General features: G+C 28.8%; 16 protein-coding genes, 1 tRNA gene and 1 other RNA gene. 16 read left to right on the top strand and 2 right to left on the bottom strand.

What is annotated here, in order from left to right; genetic code table 11:
* Positions 1-80 precede the first annotated feature (80 nt).
* From D3Z33_RS05650 to pyrE, 9 genes are all read left to right on the top strand, one after another.
* On the top strand, positions 81-2,471 hold the full coding sequence (locus D3Z33_RS05650; RefSeq protein WP_160196793.1) for an ABC transporter permease subunit: 2,391 nt from the start codon (positions 81-83) through the stop codon (positions 2,469-2,471).
* A gap of 2 nt (positions 2,472-2,473) precedes the next feature.
* Positions 2,474-3,736: an NAD(P)H-hydrate dehydratase gene (locus tag D3Z33_RS05645; protein WP_201750442.1), complete on the top strand. Its 1,263-nt coding sequence runs from the start codon at positions 2,474-2,476 to the stop codon at positions 3,734-3,736.
* Between the two features lie 183 nt (positions 3,737-3,919).
* The gene (gene pyrB / locus D3Z33_RS05640; RefSeq protein WP_160196792.1) at positions 3,920-4,834 is read left to right on the top strand and encodes an aspartate carbamoyltransferase; all 915 of its coding nucleotides are present in this window, start codon (positions 3,920-3,922) and stop codon (positions 4,832-4,834) included.
* On the top strand, positions 4,835-5,257 hold the full coding sequence (locus D3Z33_RS05635; RefSeq protein ID WP_160196791.1) for an aspartate carbamoyltransferase regulatory subunit: 423 nt from the start codon (positions 4,835-4,837) through the stop codon (positions 5,255-5,257). It abuts the gene before it with no gap.
* A gap of 10 nt (positions 5,258-5,267) precedes the next feature.
* Entirely contained in the window at positions 5,268-6,440 is a 1,173-nt protein-coding gene (locus tag D3Z33_RS05630; protein WP_160196790.1) for an amidohydrolase family protein, read from the top strand.
* A complete protein-coding gene (gene pyrF, locus D3Z33_RS05625) occupies positions 6,427-7,278 on the top strand; it encodes an orotidine-5'-phosphate decarboxylase (protein ID WP_160196789.1) in 852 nt (283 codons plus the stop codon). Before D3Z33_RS05630 ends, pyrF begins: the two co-directional genes overlap by 14 nt.
* A complete protein-coding gene (locus tag D3Z33_RS05620; RefSeq protein WP_160196788.1) occupies positions 7,271-7,969 on the top strand; it encodes a dihydroorotate dehydrogenase electron transfer subunit in 699 nt (232 codons plus the stop codon). The genes pyrF and D3Z33_RS05620 overlap by 8 nt, the downstream gene beginning before the upstream one ends.
* On the top strand, positions 7,962-8,864 hold the full coding sequence (locus tag D3Z33_RS05615; protein WP_160196787.1) for a dihydroorotate dehydrogenase: 903 nt from the start codon (positions 7,962-7,964) through the stop codon (positions 8,862-8,864). Before D3Z33_RS05620 ends, D3Z33_RS05615 begins: the two co-directional genes overlap by 8 nt.
* Positions 8,865-8,884: 20 nt before the next feature.
* Positions 8,885-9,448, top strand: a complete 564-nt coding sequence (pyrE, locus tag D3Z33_RS05610) for an orotate phosphoribosyltransferase (RefSeq protein ID WP_160196786.1) — start codon at positions 8,885-8,887, stop codon at positions 9,446-9,448.
* Positions 9,449-9,522: 74 nt separating this feature from the next.
* On the opposite strand, the gene D3Z33_RS05605 is transcribed toward pyrE, so the two are convergent.
* On the bottom strand, positions 9,523-10,383 hold the full coding sequence (locus D3Z33_RS05605; RefSeq protein ID WP_160196785.1) for a YitT family protein: 861 nt from the start codon (positions 10,381-10,383) through the stop codon (positions 9,523-9,525).
* Positions 10,384-10,446: 63 nt separating this feature from the next.
* Positions 10,447-11,757 (bottom strand): DUF2254 domain-containing protein, encoded by a 1,311-nt coding sequence (locus D3Z33_RS05600; protein WP_160196784.1) that lies wholly within the window; start codon positions 11,755-11,757, stop codon positions 10,447-10,449.
* Positions 11,758-12,005: 248 nt separating this feature from the next.
* Here D3Z33_RS05600 and D3Z33_RS05595 point away from each other — a divergent pair, with 248 nt between their 5' ends.
* The 7 genes from D3Z33_RS05595 (at position 12,006) to D3Z33_RS05565 (ending at position 17,102) form a co-directional block, all read left to right on the top strand.
* Positions 12,006-13,475 carry a nicotinate phosphoribosyltransferase gene (locus D3Z33_RS05595; RefSeq protein WP_160196783.1) on the top strand — a complete coding sequence of 490 codons (1,470 nt, stop codon included), beginning with the start codon at positions 12,006-12,008 and terminating at the stop codon, positions 13,473-13,475.
* A gap of 88 nt (positions 13,476-13,563) precedes the next feature.
* Positions 13,564-13,980 (top strand): YtxH domain-containing protein, encoded by a 417-nt coding sequence (locus tag D3Z33_RS05590; protein ID WP_201750440.1) that lies wholly within the window; start codon positions 13,564-13,566, stop codon positions 13,978-13,980.
* Between the two features lie 31 nt (positions 13,981-14,011).
* Complete coding sequence (locus tag D3Z33_RS05585) at positions 14,012-14,482, top strand: DUF948 domain-containing protein (RefSeq protein ID WP_160196782.1); 471 nt, start codon at positions 14,012-14,014, stop codon at positions 14,480-14,482.
* A 118-nt stretch (positions 14,483-14,600) separates the two neighbouring features.
* Positions 14,601-14,693: transfer RNA gene (locus tag D3Z33_RS05580), tRNA-Ser, on the top strand.
* 13 nt (positions 14,694-14,706) lie between these two features.
* Positions 14,707-14,971, top strand: an RNA gene (ffs, locus tag D3Z33_RS05575) — signal recognition particle sRNA large type.
* 106 nt (positions 14,972-15,077) lie between these two features.
* Complete coding sequence (gene dnaX, locus D3Z33_RS05570) at positions 15,078-16,748, top strand: DNA polymerase III subunit gamma/tau (protein WP_160196781.1); 1,671 nt, start codon at positions 15,078-15,080, stop codon at positions 16,746-16,748.
* 18 nt (positions 16,749-16,766) lie between these two features.
* Positions 16,767-17,102: a YbaB/EbfC family nucleoid-associated protein gene (locus tag D3Z33_RS05565; RefSeq protein WP_130805498.1), complete on the top strand. Its 336-nt coding sequence runs from the start codon at positions 16,767-16,769 to the stop codon at positions 17,100-17,102.
* Positions 17,103-17,142: the final 40 nt, after the last annotated feature.

The raw sequence follows: 17,142 nt of genomic DNA, 5'->3' as shown, positions 1-17,142 counted from the left end.
TTAAATTTTAATTAAAATAAAAAAGGGAATATCCACCCTTTTGTAGAATATAGAATTATAAAGAAAAGGGGGAGTTGGATTTGTTGTATAGATTGAAAAAAATTAATTTACCTTTAGTTATAGGAATTATAATACTTATATTTATATCTATTATAGCTATATTTAGAATAGATATAATGAATTTAGATCCATTTGCTACAAACTTTGCATTACCTCATTTTGAAGATGGAAATTTAGTAATAGATAATCCACCAAATCCACCTGATGATATAAATATATGGGGAACTGATATATTAGGCAGAGATGTATTTAGTAGAATAGTATATGGAGCTAGAATGACTCTTCAAATTGGCATATATACAGCCATAGCAAGACTTATTGTAGGTCTTATCCTTGGACTTTTTGCAGGATTTGGAAGTAAGATAATATCTAAAATAATAGATATATTTAAAACAACGTTCAGTGCAATACCTGCCCTTATAATAAGCTTTATACTTTTAAGTGCGATAAAACCAACACTTGAAGAAGTAATATTCATATATACTTTTATTCTTACATTTGTAGGTTGGGGTAGAATCGGATCTATATTAAGAGATAGGATAAATGAGATATTAAGAGAAGATTTTATAAAAGGAGAAATAGCTATAGGGAAAAGTAAAATTCAGATAGCTTTTGGCAATGTACTCCCTCATCTTTTTGCAACTATGGTTATACATTTATTTATAGAAACAAGTAGAGTGTTAATAATATTAGCTGAGCTAGGAGTATTGGGGCTTTTAGTTGGTACTATTACAATAGATCCTTTTCTTATACAAGAACTAAACTTAGATATTATACCTGCATATTATCCAGAATGGGGTTCAATGCTTGCAACTGCAAGATATGCTATAGGTGCTGGGAAGATATGGATAGTATTTTATCCTGCACTTGCTATATTCATATCAGTTTTAGGATTTAATTTATTAGGGGAAGGATTAAAAATAGAGTTAAATAAAAGAAACTCAAAATTTATAACATTTATAAAGCATATTCCATACCATTTATCACCTATTACTTTTGTTTATCAAATTAAGAATATAAATAGGTATAAAAAAAGTGTTGGAATAAAGCTAGGTATAATAGGTTTAATAGTACTAATATTAATTTGGCCTGTAAAAAATAGTAAATATAATATAGAATCAGATGATATATATAGTCATATACAAGAACTATCAGAAGATAAATACTTAGAAAGACAAATTGGTAGTGAAGGCAATGAAAACACTCGAAATTATATTGTGCAAAATTTAAAAGATATAGGGCTTAGGCCTTTATATGATAAAAACTTTACAAATAAACATCAAATAAAAGTTAACTCGCAAACTGTAAAAAAATCAGAAATATATATAGATGGAAAAAATATATCTTTTGAATACCTAAAAGATTTCAATTTTTGGGATATTTATTTAGATAAAATAGGTGAAAAAAATTATACTGGTGAATTAAGAAGAAAAATTATGACTGTAGAAATGTATGAAAGTGGAGAATATGATCCAGAACAGAAATATTTATTAATTGTAGATGAAGAATCTCGTAGAAATTTTAATAAAATTACAAATATATTAATTGAAGATTTTGTTAGTGGTGGATTATATTATACTGAAGATGAAGCATTAGAAGTTAATCATGAGATAAATATAATAGGAAGTCTAGAACAAGTAGAAAATAGTTTGGGGTTTGGTGATATACATATTAATGTAAGTAATAAAGTTATAGATACTTTAAAAGGAAATATAGGTGAAGAAATAGTATTTTCTACAGATATAGAAATGCAAAAATATGCAGAGATATCAAATATAGGTGCTATATTACAAGGAGAGAATAAAGAAAAAGCTCCTCTTATTATAGCTACTGATTATGATTATAAATTGGATGAGAGTAAAAATGATAAAAATAAAGGTCTCATATACAATGGAACATCTATTGCAGCAAATCTAGAGATAGCAAAAACATTAAAAAATAGTGACTTTCGACCAGATAGAGATATAATATTTATGTTTTTTGATGGCTCTACAAGCTCAAAAGAAACAGGATTAAGTGGTTTCGTATCTAGTGATTTATATGATGAATTAGAAAAAAATCATTTCTTAATATATACTAAAAATTTAGGTAAAAAAGAAAGTAAATTACTTGCGTTTGATACTTCAAGACTTTATTCAGATAATAGAGGACATTATGGCATTGTTAGAAACATGATGAAAAGAGGAGAAGATTTTAAATTAGATACAATGCTAGTAGGAACAAATTTTGACTCTAGAGGTGTAAGAATAATGTATAATAATGGTACAAGTTTAACATCTATATCCGGAATAGAATTTTCTATTGAAGGAGAAATTACTACAATTGATAAAGAGGTATTAAAAGTTCAAACTCAAACAATATTAGATGCTATTACAATGTATGATTATACTTTAATGAAGAATGGTGAATAAATATGAGCGTGGGAATAGATATAGTAAGAGTTGACAGAATAGAAAATATTTTAGATAAAAAAAGAAATCTTTTTTTATCTAAAATATTTACCATTAATGAAATAAAATATATAAAAGAAAAAAATAATAGTCCTCAAACTATAGCAGGGCTATTTTCTGCAAAAGAATCTATAAGCAAAGCTATAGGCACTGGCATAGGTAAAGTTTCATTTAAAGATATAGAAATATCTCATGATAGATTTGGTAAACCTATAGTGACGATAAATGAAAAAGTTAAAAGTTTTGGAATTTCAAAGATTGATTTAGCTATTACTCATGAAAAAGAATATGCTGTTAGTTTTGCAGAAGTAGAATTTAATTCAAATAAAAACGCTGTAAATATACCAGAAGAATTAAAAGGTTTATTAACTAAGAGAAATCCAGATAGTCACAAAGGTGATTATGGAAAGGTATTAATAATAGGTGGAAGTAGAGGTATGACAGGTTCTATTACTTTATCATCTAAAGCTAGTATGAGAACAGGTTCAGGGCTAGTATATACTATGGTACCAGAATATTTAGAAACTATAATGAGTATAAAACTTACTGAAGAAATAGTAAAGATAGCAAAAGATAATGGTAAAGGATATTTTATAAAAGAAGCTTTAGAAGATATATTAAATAATGCAAAAGGTAAAGACGCTTTAGCAATAGGTCCAGGCATGGGAACTTATAAAGATAACATATATTTATTAGGAGAAATTATAAAAAATACAAATGTACCTATGGTTATAGATGCAGATGAATTAAATGCTCTATCAAAAGATATAGATATGTTGAAAAATAAGAAAAATTCTATAGTTATAACACCGCATCCTGGAGAAATGGCTAGATTACTTGATAAAAGTATAAAAGAAATTGAGAGTAATAGAATTTACTATGCAAAATATATAAGTAATAAATACGATATTGTAACTGTTCTTAAAGGTAATAACACTATAGTTTCATATAAAGATCAAGTATATATAAACAATTCAGGAAATCCTGGCATGGCAAAAGCTGGTAGTGGTGATGTACTTACAGGGATTATAACATCTCTTATAGGTCAAGGATTAGAACCATTTAATGCAGCAAAACTCGCAGTATATATTCATGGTCTAGCAGGTGATTTTGCAAAGGATAAAAAAGGCGAGTATTCTATGGTAGCTAGTGATATTATTGAAAATATAGGAGAGGCTATAAACTTTCTATTGACAAATAAAAAATTTAGTAGTAAACTTAATTAAAGTTAAATAAAATAAAGATATCTTTAAGGTGGTCCGAGAGACCAAAAAGGTACAATGAACTATGGGATAGTTATGCATATTTATGCCTTCTTAAAGATTTCTTTAAGAAGGTTTTTTTAATATCTAAATAGGAAATAATACCTTTAAAATAGTTCTGTGAAACTAGAAAGGAGTTGTGTAATTATGTTAAAAGGAAGACATTTAATTGAACCGAGGGATTTTTCATTAGAAGAATTAGATGAAATTTTTGCTCTTGCTGAAGACATTATAAAGAATGAAAAAGATTATCTAGATAAGTGTAGAGGTAAATTACTTGCTTCACTTTTCTATGAACCATCTACTAGAACTAGATTTAGTTTTGAATCTGCAATGTATAGGCTGGGAGGACAAGTGGTAGGATTTTCTGAGGCAGCAAGCTCTTCTGTATCAAAAGGTGAATCTGTAGCTGATACTATAAAAACTATTGCATGTTATTCTGATATAGCTGTAATGAGGCATCCAAAAGAAGGAGCACCACTTCTTGCTTCTCAAAACACTGATATGCCTATTATAAATGCTGGTGATGGAGGTCATCAACATCCTACTCAAACATTAACTGATTTACTCACCATAAGAATTCTAAAAAAAGACTTATCAAATCACACTATTGGACTATGTGGAGACCTTAAATTTGGTAGAACAGTCCATTCTCTAGTAAAAGCAATGAAAAGATATTTAAATATAAATTTTGTATTTATATCTCCTGAAGAACTTCAAATTCCTGATTATATAAAAGATGATTTACAAGAAAATAGCTACTATGAAACTGAAAGCCTTGATGAAGTAATAGATAAATTAGATATACTCTATATGACAAGAGTACAAAAAGAAAGGTTTTTTAATGAAGAAGATTATGTGCGTTTAAAAGATAGCTATATTCTAACAAATGAAAAACTTAAAAATTCAAAAGAGGACTTAATAATAATGCATCCCCTTCCAAGAGTAAATGAAATAGCAGTTGAAGTGGATAGGGATAAAAGAGCTGTATATTTCGATCAAGCAAAATTCGGTATGTATGTGAGAATGGCTTTAATATTAAAATTATTGGGGGTGGAGTAAATGTTAAATATCGATAGTATTAAAAAAGGTATAGTAATTGATCATATAAAAGAAGGATATGGATATAAGATATTTAAAGAGTTAGGACTTCACAAAGTTGATTATAGAGTTGCACTTATAAGAAATGTTTCATCTAGAAAACAAGGTAAAAAAGACCTTATAAAAATAGAGAATAGAATAGATTTAGATTTAAATGTACTTGGAATAATAGATCCAGATTTAACTGTAAATATAATTGAAGATGAAGAAATAAAAGAAAAGATAAAATTATCACTTCCAGAAAAGATTAAAGGTATATTTAATTGTAAAAATCCAAGATGTATAACAAGTGAAGAAAATATAGAAAATGTAGAATTTATACTTGTGGATAAAGATAAAAAAGAATATAGATGTGAATATTGTGATACAAAAACTTCTTTATAGGAGGCTAAATGTGGATTATATAATAAAAAATGCAAAAATTGTGGATAAGAGAAAAACTCTTGTAGGGGACCTGTGGATAAGTAATGGGAAAATAAAAAAAATATCAAATAATATAGATAGCTTTGGAAAAGAAATTATAGATGGAGAAGGAAAAGTAGTAATGCCATCTTTTATAGATATGCATGTTCATTTAAGAGAACCTGGACAGACTGAAAAAGAAGATTTAATAACAGGTGAGAAAGCTGCATTAAAAGGTGGATTTACTCATGTATGTGCCATGGCAAATACAAATCCAGTTTGTGACAATGAGAAAACTATAGAATATATATTGAATAAACATAAAGAAAATGAAATATGTAATTTAACTCAAATATCAGCACTTACAAAAAGGCTTAAAGGTGAAGAGTTTGTAAATATAGATGAAATGAGAGAATATACTAATCTCTTTTCAGATGATGGTTTAAATGTAGATGATATTGAATTATTTAAAGAGGCACTTGAGTTATCAAAAGAAAAAGACTTTAAAATACTTACTCATTGTGAACCAGAAGCAGAAACTATAAAAAGAGATTTAAAATTATTAACTGATGTAGGAGGAAATCTTCATATATGCCATATAAGTCTTAGAAAAAGTTTAGATTTAATAAAAGAATATAAAGATAAAGGACTTGATTTTAGCTGTGAGGTAACACCACATCATTTATTTGAATGGAATAATGAGTATAGAGTAAATCCTCCTTTTGGTACGAAAGATGATAGAGATGCTATGATAGAGGGAATAAAGGAAGGAATTATTGATGCAATAGCTACAGACCATGCTCCTCATACAAAGAAAGATAAAGAAAATGGATCCCCTGGAATATCAGGAATAGAAGAGGCATTTTCATATGTTTATACAGTATTTAAAGAAGAAGGAATTTCACTTAATTGCCTAAGTGACAAGATGTCCTATGCACCATCAAAACTGCTAGGACTTGATGAGGCACTTATAGAAGAAGGAAAAGATGCAAATTTAGTATTAGTAGATTTAAATGAAAGTCATAAAATCAATACAAGTAATTTTGTATCAAAAGGTAAGAATACCCCTTTTGAAGGTAGACAAGTATATGGAAAAATTCTTATAACTATAAAAAATGGTGAGATAGCATATAAAAATGAGGAGAGAAAAAATGATAATAGATAAATTATACAAGGAATGTATAGAGAAAAGTCCAATATGTGTAGGACTTGATACAAAAATAGAATATTTACCAGAGTATTTAATAAAAAGTGGTATGAGTATAGAAGAAAAGATATTTACATTCAACAAAATGATAATAGACAATACGATTGATTTAATAGCATGCTTTAAAGTTCAAATAGCTTTTTATGAAGCATTAGGAATAGAAGGATTAAAAGCATATAGTAAAACAGTTAAATATATAAGAGAAAAAGGAAAAATTGTAATAGGAGATATAAAAAGAGGCGATATATCATCAACAGCAGAAGCTTATGCAGATGCTCATTTTAGTGGTGATTTTGAAGTAGATATAATTACTGTAAATCCATATATGGGTTATGATTCAATTAGTCCATATGAAAAATATATGGAAAATGATGATAAAGCACTATTTATGTTAATTCATACTTCAAATAAAAGTTCGAAGGACTTTCAAGAATTAAAAGTAGATGGAGAAAAATTATATATGAAGGTAGCAGAAAAATGTAGTAAGTGGGGAGAAGATTCTATAGGTGAATCTGGATTTAATAAAATAGGAGGAGTAGTAGGACTTACTTTCCCAGAAGAATTTTTAGAAATAAAGAAAAAGACACCAAATACATTTTTCTTAATTCCTGGCTATGGAGTTCAAGGGGGAAAAGGTGAAAGTATAAAAGAGATATTTAAAGATGGTATATGTGGAGTTATAAACTCTTCAAGAGGAATTATAACTGCTCATAAAGGAAAGAGTGAAGATGAAAACTTTGTAAAGTACACAAGAGAATCAGTCCTTTCTATGAAGGAGGATTTAATCGTTGGCTAAAATACTAGAAAATATAAAGGTATCAGATAAAATATATAAATTAGTTATAGAAGGTAAATTTCATGGAGAAATGGGACAATTTTTCATGATAAGAGGATGGGATGACTATCCTCTTTTATCTAGACCACTTAGCATTCATGATAAAAATAATGAAAGTATAACATTTTTATATAGAGTAGAAGGTTTTGGAACAAATAAATTAACTCAGCTAAGAAAAGGTGACAATATTAAATTAGAAGGTCCATATGGGAATGGTTATCCAACTGTTAAAGGAAGAATAGCTATAGTTGGTGGTGGAATAGGTATTGCACCTTTACTTTATACCGCTAAAAATTTGAAGAACACAGTAAAGGAATTAGATATATATTTAGGTTTTACAGAAAAAGAATATTTAACAGATGAATTTGGGAAATATGGAAATAATTTATATGTATCTGTAGGTGACTTTATAACTGGAAAATTAGAAGTAGATAAGTATGATTATGTATTTACTTGCGGACCAGAGATTATGATGAGAAAAATAGTGGAGATGGCAAAAGGTAAAAATGTAAAAACTTATGTTTCAATAGAAAAGCATATGGCCTGTGGAGTAGGAGCTTGTCTTGTGTGTAGTTGTAAAACAAAAAATGGGATGAGTAGAGTTTGTAAAGATGGTCCAGTTTACCTGGGAGAGGATGTATTTTATGAGTAATTTAAATATAGAGTTTGGAAAAGTTAAATTTAAAAATCCTGTAATAACAGCATCTGGGACATTTGGATTTGGACGAGAATACAAAGAAATTTATGATATAGATATTTTAGGTGGAATATCTACAAAAGGAATTACAAAGGAAAAAAGAGATGGAAATACTGGTATGAGAATATATGAAACTTCATCTGGAATAATGAATAGTGTAGGACTTGAAAATCCAGGAGTAGAAGGATTTTTAAAAGATGAAATACCATTTCTAGAAAAATTAAATACTAATATAATAGTAAATATAGGAGGAGCATGTGAGAGTGATTATTTATATGCTATAGAAAAGGTATCAGAGACAAATATAGATATGATCGAGCTAAATATATCATGTCCTAATGTAAAAGCAGGAGGTATGGCTTTTGGTATAAAAACTAAAGATGCAAGACAAATTGTAAAAAGTGCAAGAAGAGTTACAAATTTACCACTTGTAGTGAAATTATCTCCTAATGCAGAAGATATAGTGGATATTGCTAGGGCTTGTGAAGAGGAAGGTGCAGATGGATTATCTTTAGTTAATACATTTAAAGGTCTTGCTATAGATATAGAAAAAAGGAAACCAATATTTGAAAATATATATGCAGGAGTATCAGGACCATCAATAAAGCCTATGGCACTTAGAATGGTAAATGAAGTATACAAAAATACTAATATACCAATAATGGGTATGGGCGGAATAATGAATGCAACTGATGCTATAGAATTTATAATGGCAGGATCAACATGTATTCAAGTTGGCACAGCTAATTTTGTAAATCCAAGAATAGCTATAGATATTATAAAAGGTATAGATGATTTTATGGAAAAAGAGGGTATAAAATCTTTAGAAGAAATAATAGGAATAATATAAAAGATAAGGGAGAGGGTTAAATGAATAATATTATAAAATTATTAGAAAGAACAAGTGCACTAATGGAAGGACACTTTTTATTATCATCAGGCAAGCATAGTAATAGATATGTACAATGTGCAAAAGTTTTAAGTTATCCAGAATATGCAGAAATGGTTATATCTGAAGTAGTAAGAAAAATATCAGATTTAGATATAGACTTAATAGTAGGCCCTGCAATGGGTGGAGTAATTGTAGCTTATGAAATGGGTAGACAATTAGAAATACCTGCTATATTTACAGAGAGAAAAGATGGAGAAATGACACTTAGACGTGGTTTTGAAATAAGAAAAGGAGCTAGAGTTATGATAGCTGAAGATGTTGTAACTACAGGAAAATCCACTATGGAAACTAAAAAAGTTATAGAAGAGTTAGGTGGAGATGTTATAGGAGTTGCATCAATTATAGACAGAACTGGTGGAGAATCAGAACTTGATATTCCATTATATAGTGCAGTAAAAATAGATATAGATACATTTGAAAAAGAAAATTGCCCATTGTGTAAAGAGGGAAGTACTCCAGTAAAACCAGGTAGTAGAAATTAAAATAAAAGGGATATGAAAGATTAATCTTTCATATCCCTTTTATTTATAGTATCATGAATTTGATATAATTCAATCTAAAATACAGGTTTTTTAAATCCACTCCCATGAATTTCTGCTGTATCCATAACTGTCATGAAAGCATTTTCATCTATATCAGTTACCACATTTTTAACTACAGCAAGTTGTCTAGTTGAAACTACGCAGTATATTACTTTATGCTTACGTCTACTGTAAGCTCCTTCTCCTTCTAAAAAGGTAATTCCTCTGTTTACTCTTTTCATAAGAGCAGTTGAAAGATCTTCATAATTATTTGTTACTATTAATACTAATTTTTTAGTATCTAATCCTATTATTATTTTATTCATAACAGCACTAGCTATAAACATACTTATAAGAGTATATATAGCTAAAGTATAATCACTTATTGTAGCATTTATAAGAACTATAATTACATTTGTTACAAATAAAATTGTAGATATACCTATTTCAAATTTCTTTTTCATGATTACAGAAACTATATCAGTGCCACCAGTAGATGCTCGGACTTTGAATATAACTCCTGAGGAAAATCCAATAAATATTCCACCATATATTGTAGATGCTAATATATCTTCTATCCACATTGTTTCACTTAAAAATTCAGTTATATATAGAAAGAACGAAAGTGAGGTCATTCCAACTATACTTACAAATGCAAAACGTCTATCAATTTCCTTTATTCCAAATATAAATATAGGTATATTTAATAAAAGAACGAAAATACCAGTATTTAAACCTGTAATATATTTTAAAATTATTGCAAGACCAGATATTCCACCAGCAAGTAAATTATGTGGAATAATAAATGCATTTATCCCAATAGACATTATAAGTGTACCTAAAAGTATTACAACTGAGCTTTTTAGCCATTCTGATTTTAATATTTTTTTAGCCATATAAACACCTCCAGAAAAGATCACTTCTACTATAATAAATCATAGAAATAATTAAATCAATACCTATTTTAATATTAATTCATTCTTATTCTGTTCTGTTAACCGTGCTAATTTTTCTATTTTTAGATTTATGTATTTTTTGTCTAAATCTTCTAAGCTGTCCTTTTTAAAACTATTGATTACATATTTACCAAAGTTCCATACTTTTAGTTTGACTTTTATATTACTTTCAACTAATAGAGATAATGATTCTAGTATTTCTGTAAGTATTGATTGATCTCCATTACCATAATATATTATTTGGTAATAAGATAGATATAATAATTCATCAAAGTCAGAGTATTTCATAGTAAGTCTCAATACATCTTTATTATCATGATAATACATAGTATGTATTTGTGACATTGATATTTGAGATAATATTACTGAAAGTTTTTTTATACAAAGTATAGCAGTATTAGGATCATTTATACCAGGAGATAGTGCTTTCAATGCTACATCTACTATTTTTTGGATTCCAAATTCGATATCTTGAAACATAGACCTATAATTGCCTATAGTGATATTTTCAGTGATGATTTTGATATCTTCTAAAGATTTATTACTATAAGCTGTAAGTATTTGATTTCCCTTAATAACAAACTCACCTATTTTTCTTTCCATTTCAATAGAAATATCTAGTTCTTTTGCAATATTTATAATTGCTGATGTATCTACAAGCTGGATATAACCTGTTTCTGGAGATAAAACTTGTATTGATAAGTTTGGATTTTCTATCATATATAAATGTTCATATCTTATTCTGTCATCATTTATAACATGGTTATCAAGTTCATTTATTAAATAAATAGATTCATCAGAGATATTATTTATAAGTTTATTTACTTGCATGAATGTAGCTACATGATGTATAAAAAATATAAAAAAAGCAACAGAAAAAATAGATGCTATTACACCAACTAGTGCAGAAAGTACAGAGCTATTTTCTAAGTCTTCTTTTAGAAATAATAGAGACATTATAAGATATATGAAAGTACCTAAAAATACCCCCAATATCCTTAAAGTTATCTTTTTATTTAAAAAATCTTGTAATGTTCTAGGGGAATATTGGGAAGAATATGTACTGAGCACTACCATCATTGTAGAAAATGCTATAGTCATCATGGTTATAATGGCAGCAGCAAGTGATGAAAGTATTGTTTGAGCCAAATCAAAATCAGTTAATAGTACTTGTGGAATATAAATTTTTATCTCTTCTACAAGAAAAGTATCAATTGATATTATTATTATAGATAATATAAAGGCTATAACTCCATATATTACTGGCACAAACCAAATTTTTGATCTGATCTTTAATATCCATCTATTGACCATATAATCACTCCAGAATTTAAATTAAATAAAGAAAAGAGAGTAGGTCTATGGGGGAGTTCCTACTCTCTTTCTACCACTATTAAAGGGGCTTTGCATGGGGTTAATAATAGTATACCCAATGATAAAAAAAACAAACACAATTAGATAAAAAATAAACTAAAATATTTTTTCTTTGAATTATACACATTAAAGGTTATAATAAAACTAATGAGATAACGATTACATAATAAAGGAAGAGGGCGAACTCAATGACAAAAATTGATTGGCAAGATAAGAAAAATCTAACAATGCTTGCAGATTTTTATGAACTTACTATGGCAAATGGATATTTAGAACATGGGTTACATGAAAAAATAGCATATTTTGATATGTTTTTTAGACGGATTCCAGATAATGGTGGATTTGCAATAATGGCAGGAGTAGAACAATTAATAGAATATCTTAAAAATCTACATTTTTCAGAGGAAGATATAGACTACTTAAGAGAAAAGAATATGTTTAGTGTTAAATTTCTAGATTATCTAAGAGATTTTAAATTTGAATGTGATGTATGGGCAGTAAAAGAAGGAATGCCAATATTTCCAAGAGAGCCAATTGTAAAAGTAAGAGGACCTGTCATACAAGCTCAATTTATAGAAACTATGATACTTTTAACTATAAATCATCAAAGTTTGATTGCAACAAAAGCTAATAGAATAGTAAGGGCTGCAGCTGGGAGACCAGTACTTGAATTTGGTTCAAGAAGGGCTCAGGGGTATGATGGCGCTACTTTGGGAGCAAGAGCATCATATATTGGTGGATGTGATGGAACTGCTTGTACTATAGCTGATAGAGATTATAATATACCTGCTACAGGAACTATGGCTCATAGTTGGGTGCAGCTATTTGAAACAGAAGAAGAAGCATTTAGAACTTATGCAAAGACATACCCAGATAATTGTGTATTATTAGTTGATACTTACGACGTACTTAAGTCAGGAGTACCTAATGCAATTAAAGTTTTTAAAGAAGAAGTAGTAGAAAAAGGTTATAGACCAAAAGGAGTAAGACTTGATAGTGGAGATATAGCATATCTTTCAAAAGCAGTTAGAAAGATGCTTGATGAAGCAGGACTAGAAGATTGTAAGATAGTAGCATCAAATTCATTAGATGAATACATAATACGTGAATTACTTCTTCAAGATGCAAAAGTAGATTCATTTGGTGTAGGCGAAAGACTTATAACATCTAAATCTGAACCTGTATTTGGTGGTGTTTATAAACTTGTAGCTGTAGAAAAGGATGAAAGTATAATACCAAAAATTAAAGTAAGTGCTAATGTTGAAAAAATCACAACACCAGGTGCTAAAGATCTTTATAGGTTGTATGATAAAGAAACAGGTAAAGCTATAGCAGATTTAGTTACAATGGAAGGAGAAAAGGTGTACGAAGATAGACCATATGAATTGTTTAATCCTTTATATACTTGGAAAAGAAAAAAAGTTTACAATTTTAAAGCAGAAAAGATACTTACAAAAATATTTGATAAAGGAAAATGTATATATGAAAGTCCTAATGTAGATAATATAAAAAGATTTTGTAAGGAACAAATAGATACTCTTTGGGAAGAAGTATTAAGATTTGAACATCCTCATAAATATTATGTAGATTTATCATATGATTTATGGAAAATAAAAGATGACTTACTAAAAGAATATTCAATTGAAAAGTTGAGTTAATAAATGTTAAAAAGATGTTAATGCAAGCTTTCCATGGGTATAAAGAGAAATAACAGAAAAACAATAGAAAATAATAGGAGGGTTTTGTATGTTTTTTAAATCAATGATTGATGATGTATTAAACAAGAGAGAAAAAGAAAGAAAAATAGCTATGGCAAAAGGTGCTACTAAAGGTCTTACAGTAGGAGCAGCTTTAGGGGCAGTAGCAGGGTTATTATTTGCACCTAAATCAGGTAAGGAGACAAGAGAAGATATAAAAGTTAAAGCTAATGAAACAAGAGAAGATTTAATGGAAATGGCGAATCAAAAAAAAGAGGATTTAAAAGCAAAAATAGAACAAACAAAACAAGTTGTTCAAACTACAACAGAAGGTTTGAAAAAAACTGCAGATGATACTAAGAAAAATTTACAGGAAACAAAAGAAGCGGCACAAGAAACAAAAGATGCAATAGATAAAACTCAAAATGATCTAGATGAAATGAATAATGATTCAAAAAACAAATAATAGAATATAATAAACTAAGGGGGTGTTATATATGGATGCATTAATATCACTAGAAGATTTACTAGTTGGTTTATTAGCCCTTGTAGGAATAGGAGTTGGAATTTTCCTTATATTAGTGCTTAAAAATTTAGCTGGGGTCTTGAAAAATGTAAAAGTACTTATTGATGATAATCAAGAAAATGTAGATGATGCACTTAAAAATCTACCTAATATAATGAATAATGTTAATGAGATTACTGATGATGTAAATTATGCATTAGATGATATGTCCAAATCTCTTCCTGTTATAGTTAGAGATGTTGAAGGAATTACTACTACAGCAAGAGTAACTGTAGAAAAGGCAGGACAAACTGTAAATACAGTAGAACAAGGTGTAAAAGATACAGTTGAGACCGTAAAAGGAACCATATATACAGTAAAAGATAGTAGTGAAAATGCAACCACCTACATAAAGGTTATTGCAAAAATACTAAAAGTTATTGCAGATAGACTAAAGTCATAGAGTATAAAAGTCAAGGAAAAACTTCCTTGACTTTTATACTGCCTCTTGACAAATATAGTTTTTTTTTATATAATAAGTATCTGTTGACAGTACAAACTGTCATAAAATAAAAATATACGGAGAGATGGTTGAGTCTGGTTTAAGGCGCTCGCCTGGAAAGCGGGTAGGCGGTAGTACCGTCTCGAGGGTTCAAATCCCTCTCTCTCCGCCAGTATAAATCTTTGCCGTGATAGATGGGGAGGTAGCGGTGCCTTGTAACCTGCAATCCGCTATAGCAGGATCGAATTCCTAGTTGAGGCCTAACTTGTTAGGGTCTGCCTTAGGTAAGTGGTGTTGACGATTGGGTCCTACGCAACGGAAATTCATGAATCCCGTCAGGTCTGGAAGGAAGCAGCGGTAAGTGAACACTTTCGTGTGCCGTAGGGAAACCTGGTCCGAGCTAACTGCCTAGGTAACGCCTGGTTAGTTATGTCGATTCTAGGTTCACGGCTTAAAAATTAAAACAAAAGCTATGGAATATTCCATAGCTTTTTGTTCTATAAAGTAACAGATTATGGTATAATGATTTTAGAAAATAGATATTGTAGGTGAGAAGATGGCATTTAAGGCTCTTTACAGGAGATTTAGACCAAAAACATTTAGTGATGTAGTAGGTCAGGATCATGTAACTAAAATACTAAAAAATCAAATATTAAATGACAATATAGCTCATGCATATTTGTTTTCTGGAACAAGGGGTACAGGAAAAACCTCAACAGCTAAAATATTTGCAAGGGCTGTTAATTGTACCAGTGATACAGATATTCCTTGTAATAAATGTGAAGTGTGTAAGTCCATATTAGATGACAATATAATGGATGTAGTCGAAATGGATGCTGCTTCAAATAATAGTGTGGATGATATTCGAGATTTGAAAGAAAAAGTTAAATATCCTCCTTCTAAAGGAAGATATAAAGTATATATAATAGATGAGGTTCATATGCTTTCTAAAGGAGCGTTTAATGCATTACTTAAAACATTAGAAGAGCCTCCAAATCATTTAATTTTTATACTTGCTACAACTGAAGTACAAAAATTACCTGCAACCATTCTTTCAAGATGTCAAAGATATGATTTTAAGAGAATAACTGTGACTCAAATAGTAGATACTATGAAAGATATTTTACAAGATTTAAATATAGATGTAGAAGAAAAAGCATTACAACTAATAGCCAGAAATTCAGATGGAGCTATGAGAGATGCACTAAGTATATTAGATCAATGTATATCTTTTGCAGATGAAAAGATAAGTTATGAATATGTATTAGAAGTACTTGGAACAGTAAATAATGATATAATATTTGAAATGGCTGAAAACATAATTGAAAAAGATTTAGAAGCTTCTCTTAAAACTGTAGATAACTTAATTTCTATAGGTAAAGATATAAATCAATTTATAAAAGATTTGATAAGCCACTTTAGAAATCTTATGGTATCTAAATCTTCAGACAAACTAAATGATATAATAGACGGTACAGATGAAACTATAAATAGATTTAAAGAACAGTCTCAAAATATAAGTTTAAATAGGATAATATCAATAATTAAGTTACTATCAGAGTCTGAAGTAAGTAGCAAATATTCTTCTCAACCTAGAATAATATTAGAAACTACGCTTATGAAAATGATATCAGTTGAACTTGATACTTCAATTGAATCTCTTTTAATTCGTGTAAATTCATTAGAAAATAAGATTAAAATGGGTAATATAGTAGTAGAGGAATCAAAATCACAAGAAAAAAGAGAAGATAAAAAGAAAAAAACAATAAAATCAAAAGAAATTTTGAGAAAAGATATAGATAAAAATAAAAAGGAAGAAGTTCCTATAAAAGAAACAAAGTTAGAAGAAGATACAGTCCATAATAAAGAACTGAATGAAAATATAAATATAAATGATATAATGAAGATATGGCCTGACATGTTAAAGCGAATAAAGTCAGAGAAAATAAGTGTTCAAGCTTTATTATCTGAAGGAAATCCTCATGATATAGAAGGCAAAACATTATATGTTTTGTTTAAAGATGGATTTGGTTTCCATAAAGATGCAGTAGATAAAGATGATAATAAAAAATATATAGAGAATACATTAAATAGTATTTTAAACTCCAATCTAAATATAAAGTTTATGATGGAAGATGAAGTTTCTAAAAAAGAAAATGTAGTTGATAGCCTTACACAAGAAGTTATTGATGTGTTTGGAGCAGATATTGTAGAAATAGAAGAATAAAATAAGGAGTGATTTTCAATGGCAAAAGGTGGATTTAAAGGAATGGGAAATATGGGTGGCATGATGAAACAAGTCCAACAAATGCAAAAGAAAATGCAAAAAATGCAAGCGGAATTAGAAGAAAAAGAAGTAGAAGCAAGTGCAGGCGGTGGAGCTGTTACAGTAAGAGTAAATGGTAAAAAAGAAGTATTAGAAGTAAACTTAGATGAAGATGTAGTAGATCCTGATGATATAGAAATGCTTCAAGATCTTATAATAGCAGCTACAAATGAAGCTATTAGAAAAGCAGAAGAAATGGTATCAAGTGAGATGGGTAAATTAACTGGTGGAATGAATATCCCAGGACTTATGTAATACTAAAGGGCCTAATAGGCCCTTTAACTTTTTTATGATT

The organism is Senegalia massiliensis, from assembly GCF_009911265.1.
Taxonomy (GTDB): domain Bacteria; phylum Bacillota; class Clostridia; order Tissierellales; family SIT17; genus Anaeromonas; species Anaeromonas massiliensis_A.
Note: the sequence above shows the minus strand (reverse complement) of the source record. Positions and strands in the feature narration are given on the sequence as shown.

Bases quoted from the DNA above. Each gene is read 5' to 3' on its own strand.
- D3Z33_RS05645 (WP_201750442.1), top strand. From the start codon at position 2,474: ATGAGCGTGGGAATAGATATAGTAAGAGTTGACAGAATAGAAAATATT.
- pyrB (WP_160196792.1), top strand. From the start codon at position 3,920: ATGTTAAAAGGAAGACATTTAATTGAACCGAGGGATTTTTCATTAGAA.
- D3Z33_RS05635 (WP_160196791.1), top strand. From the start codon at position 4,835: ATGTTAAATATCGATAGTATTAAAAAAGGTATAGTAATTGATCATATA.
- pyrF (WP_160196789.1), top strand. From the start codon at position 6,427: ATGATAATAGATAAATTATACAAGGAATGTATAGAGAAAAGTCCAATA.
- D3Z33_RS05615 (WP_160196787.1), top strand. From the start codon at position 7,962: ATGAGTAATTTAAATATAGAGTTTGGAAAAGTTAAATTTAAAAATCCT.
- pyrE (WP_160196786.1), top strand. From the start codon at position 8,885: ATGAATAATATTATAAAATTATTAGAAAGAACAAGTGCACTAATGGAA.
- D3Z33_RS05605 (WP_160196785.1), bottom strand. From the start codon at position 10,383: ATGGCTAAAAAAATATTAAAATCAGAATGGCTAAAAAGCTCAGTTGTA.
- D3Z33_RS05600 (WP_160196784.1), bottom strand. From the start codon at position 11,757: ATGGTCAATAGATGGATATTAAAGATCAGATCAAAAATTTGGTTTGTG.
- D3Z33_RS05595 (WP_160196783.1), top strand. From the start codon at position 12,006: ATGACAAAAATTGATTGGCAAGATAAGAAAAATCTAACAATGCTTGCA.
- D3Z33_RS05590 (WP_201750440.1), top strand. From the start codon at position 13,564: ATGTTTTTTAAATCAATGATTGATGATGTATTAAACAAGAGAGAAAAA.
- D3Z33_RS05585 (WP_160196782.1), top strand. From the start codon at position 14,012: ATGGATGCATTAATATCACTAGAAGATTTACTAGTTGGTTTATTAGCC.
- dnaX (WP_160196781.1), top strand. From the start codon at position 15,078: ATGGCATTTAAGGCTCTTTACAGGAGATTTAGACCAAAAACATTTAGT.
- D3Z33_RS05565 (WP_130805498.1), top strand. From the start codon at position 16,767: ATGGCAAAAGGTGGATTTAAAGGAATGGGAAATATGGGTGGCATGATG.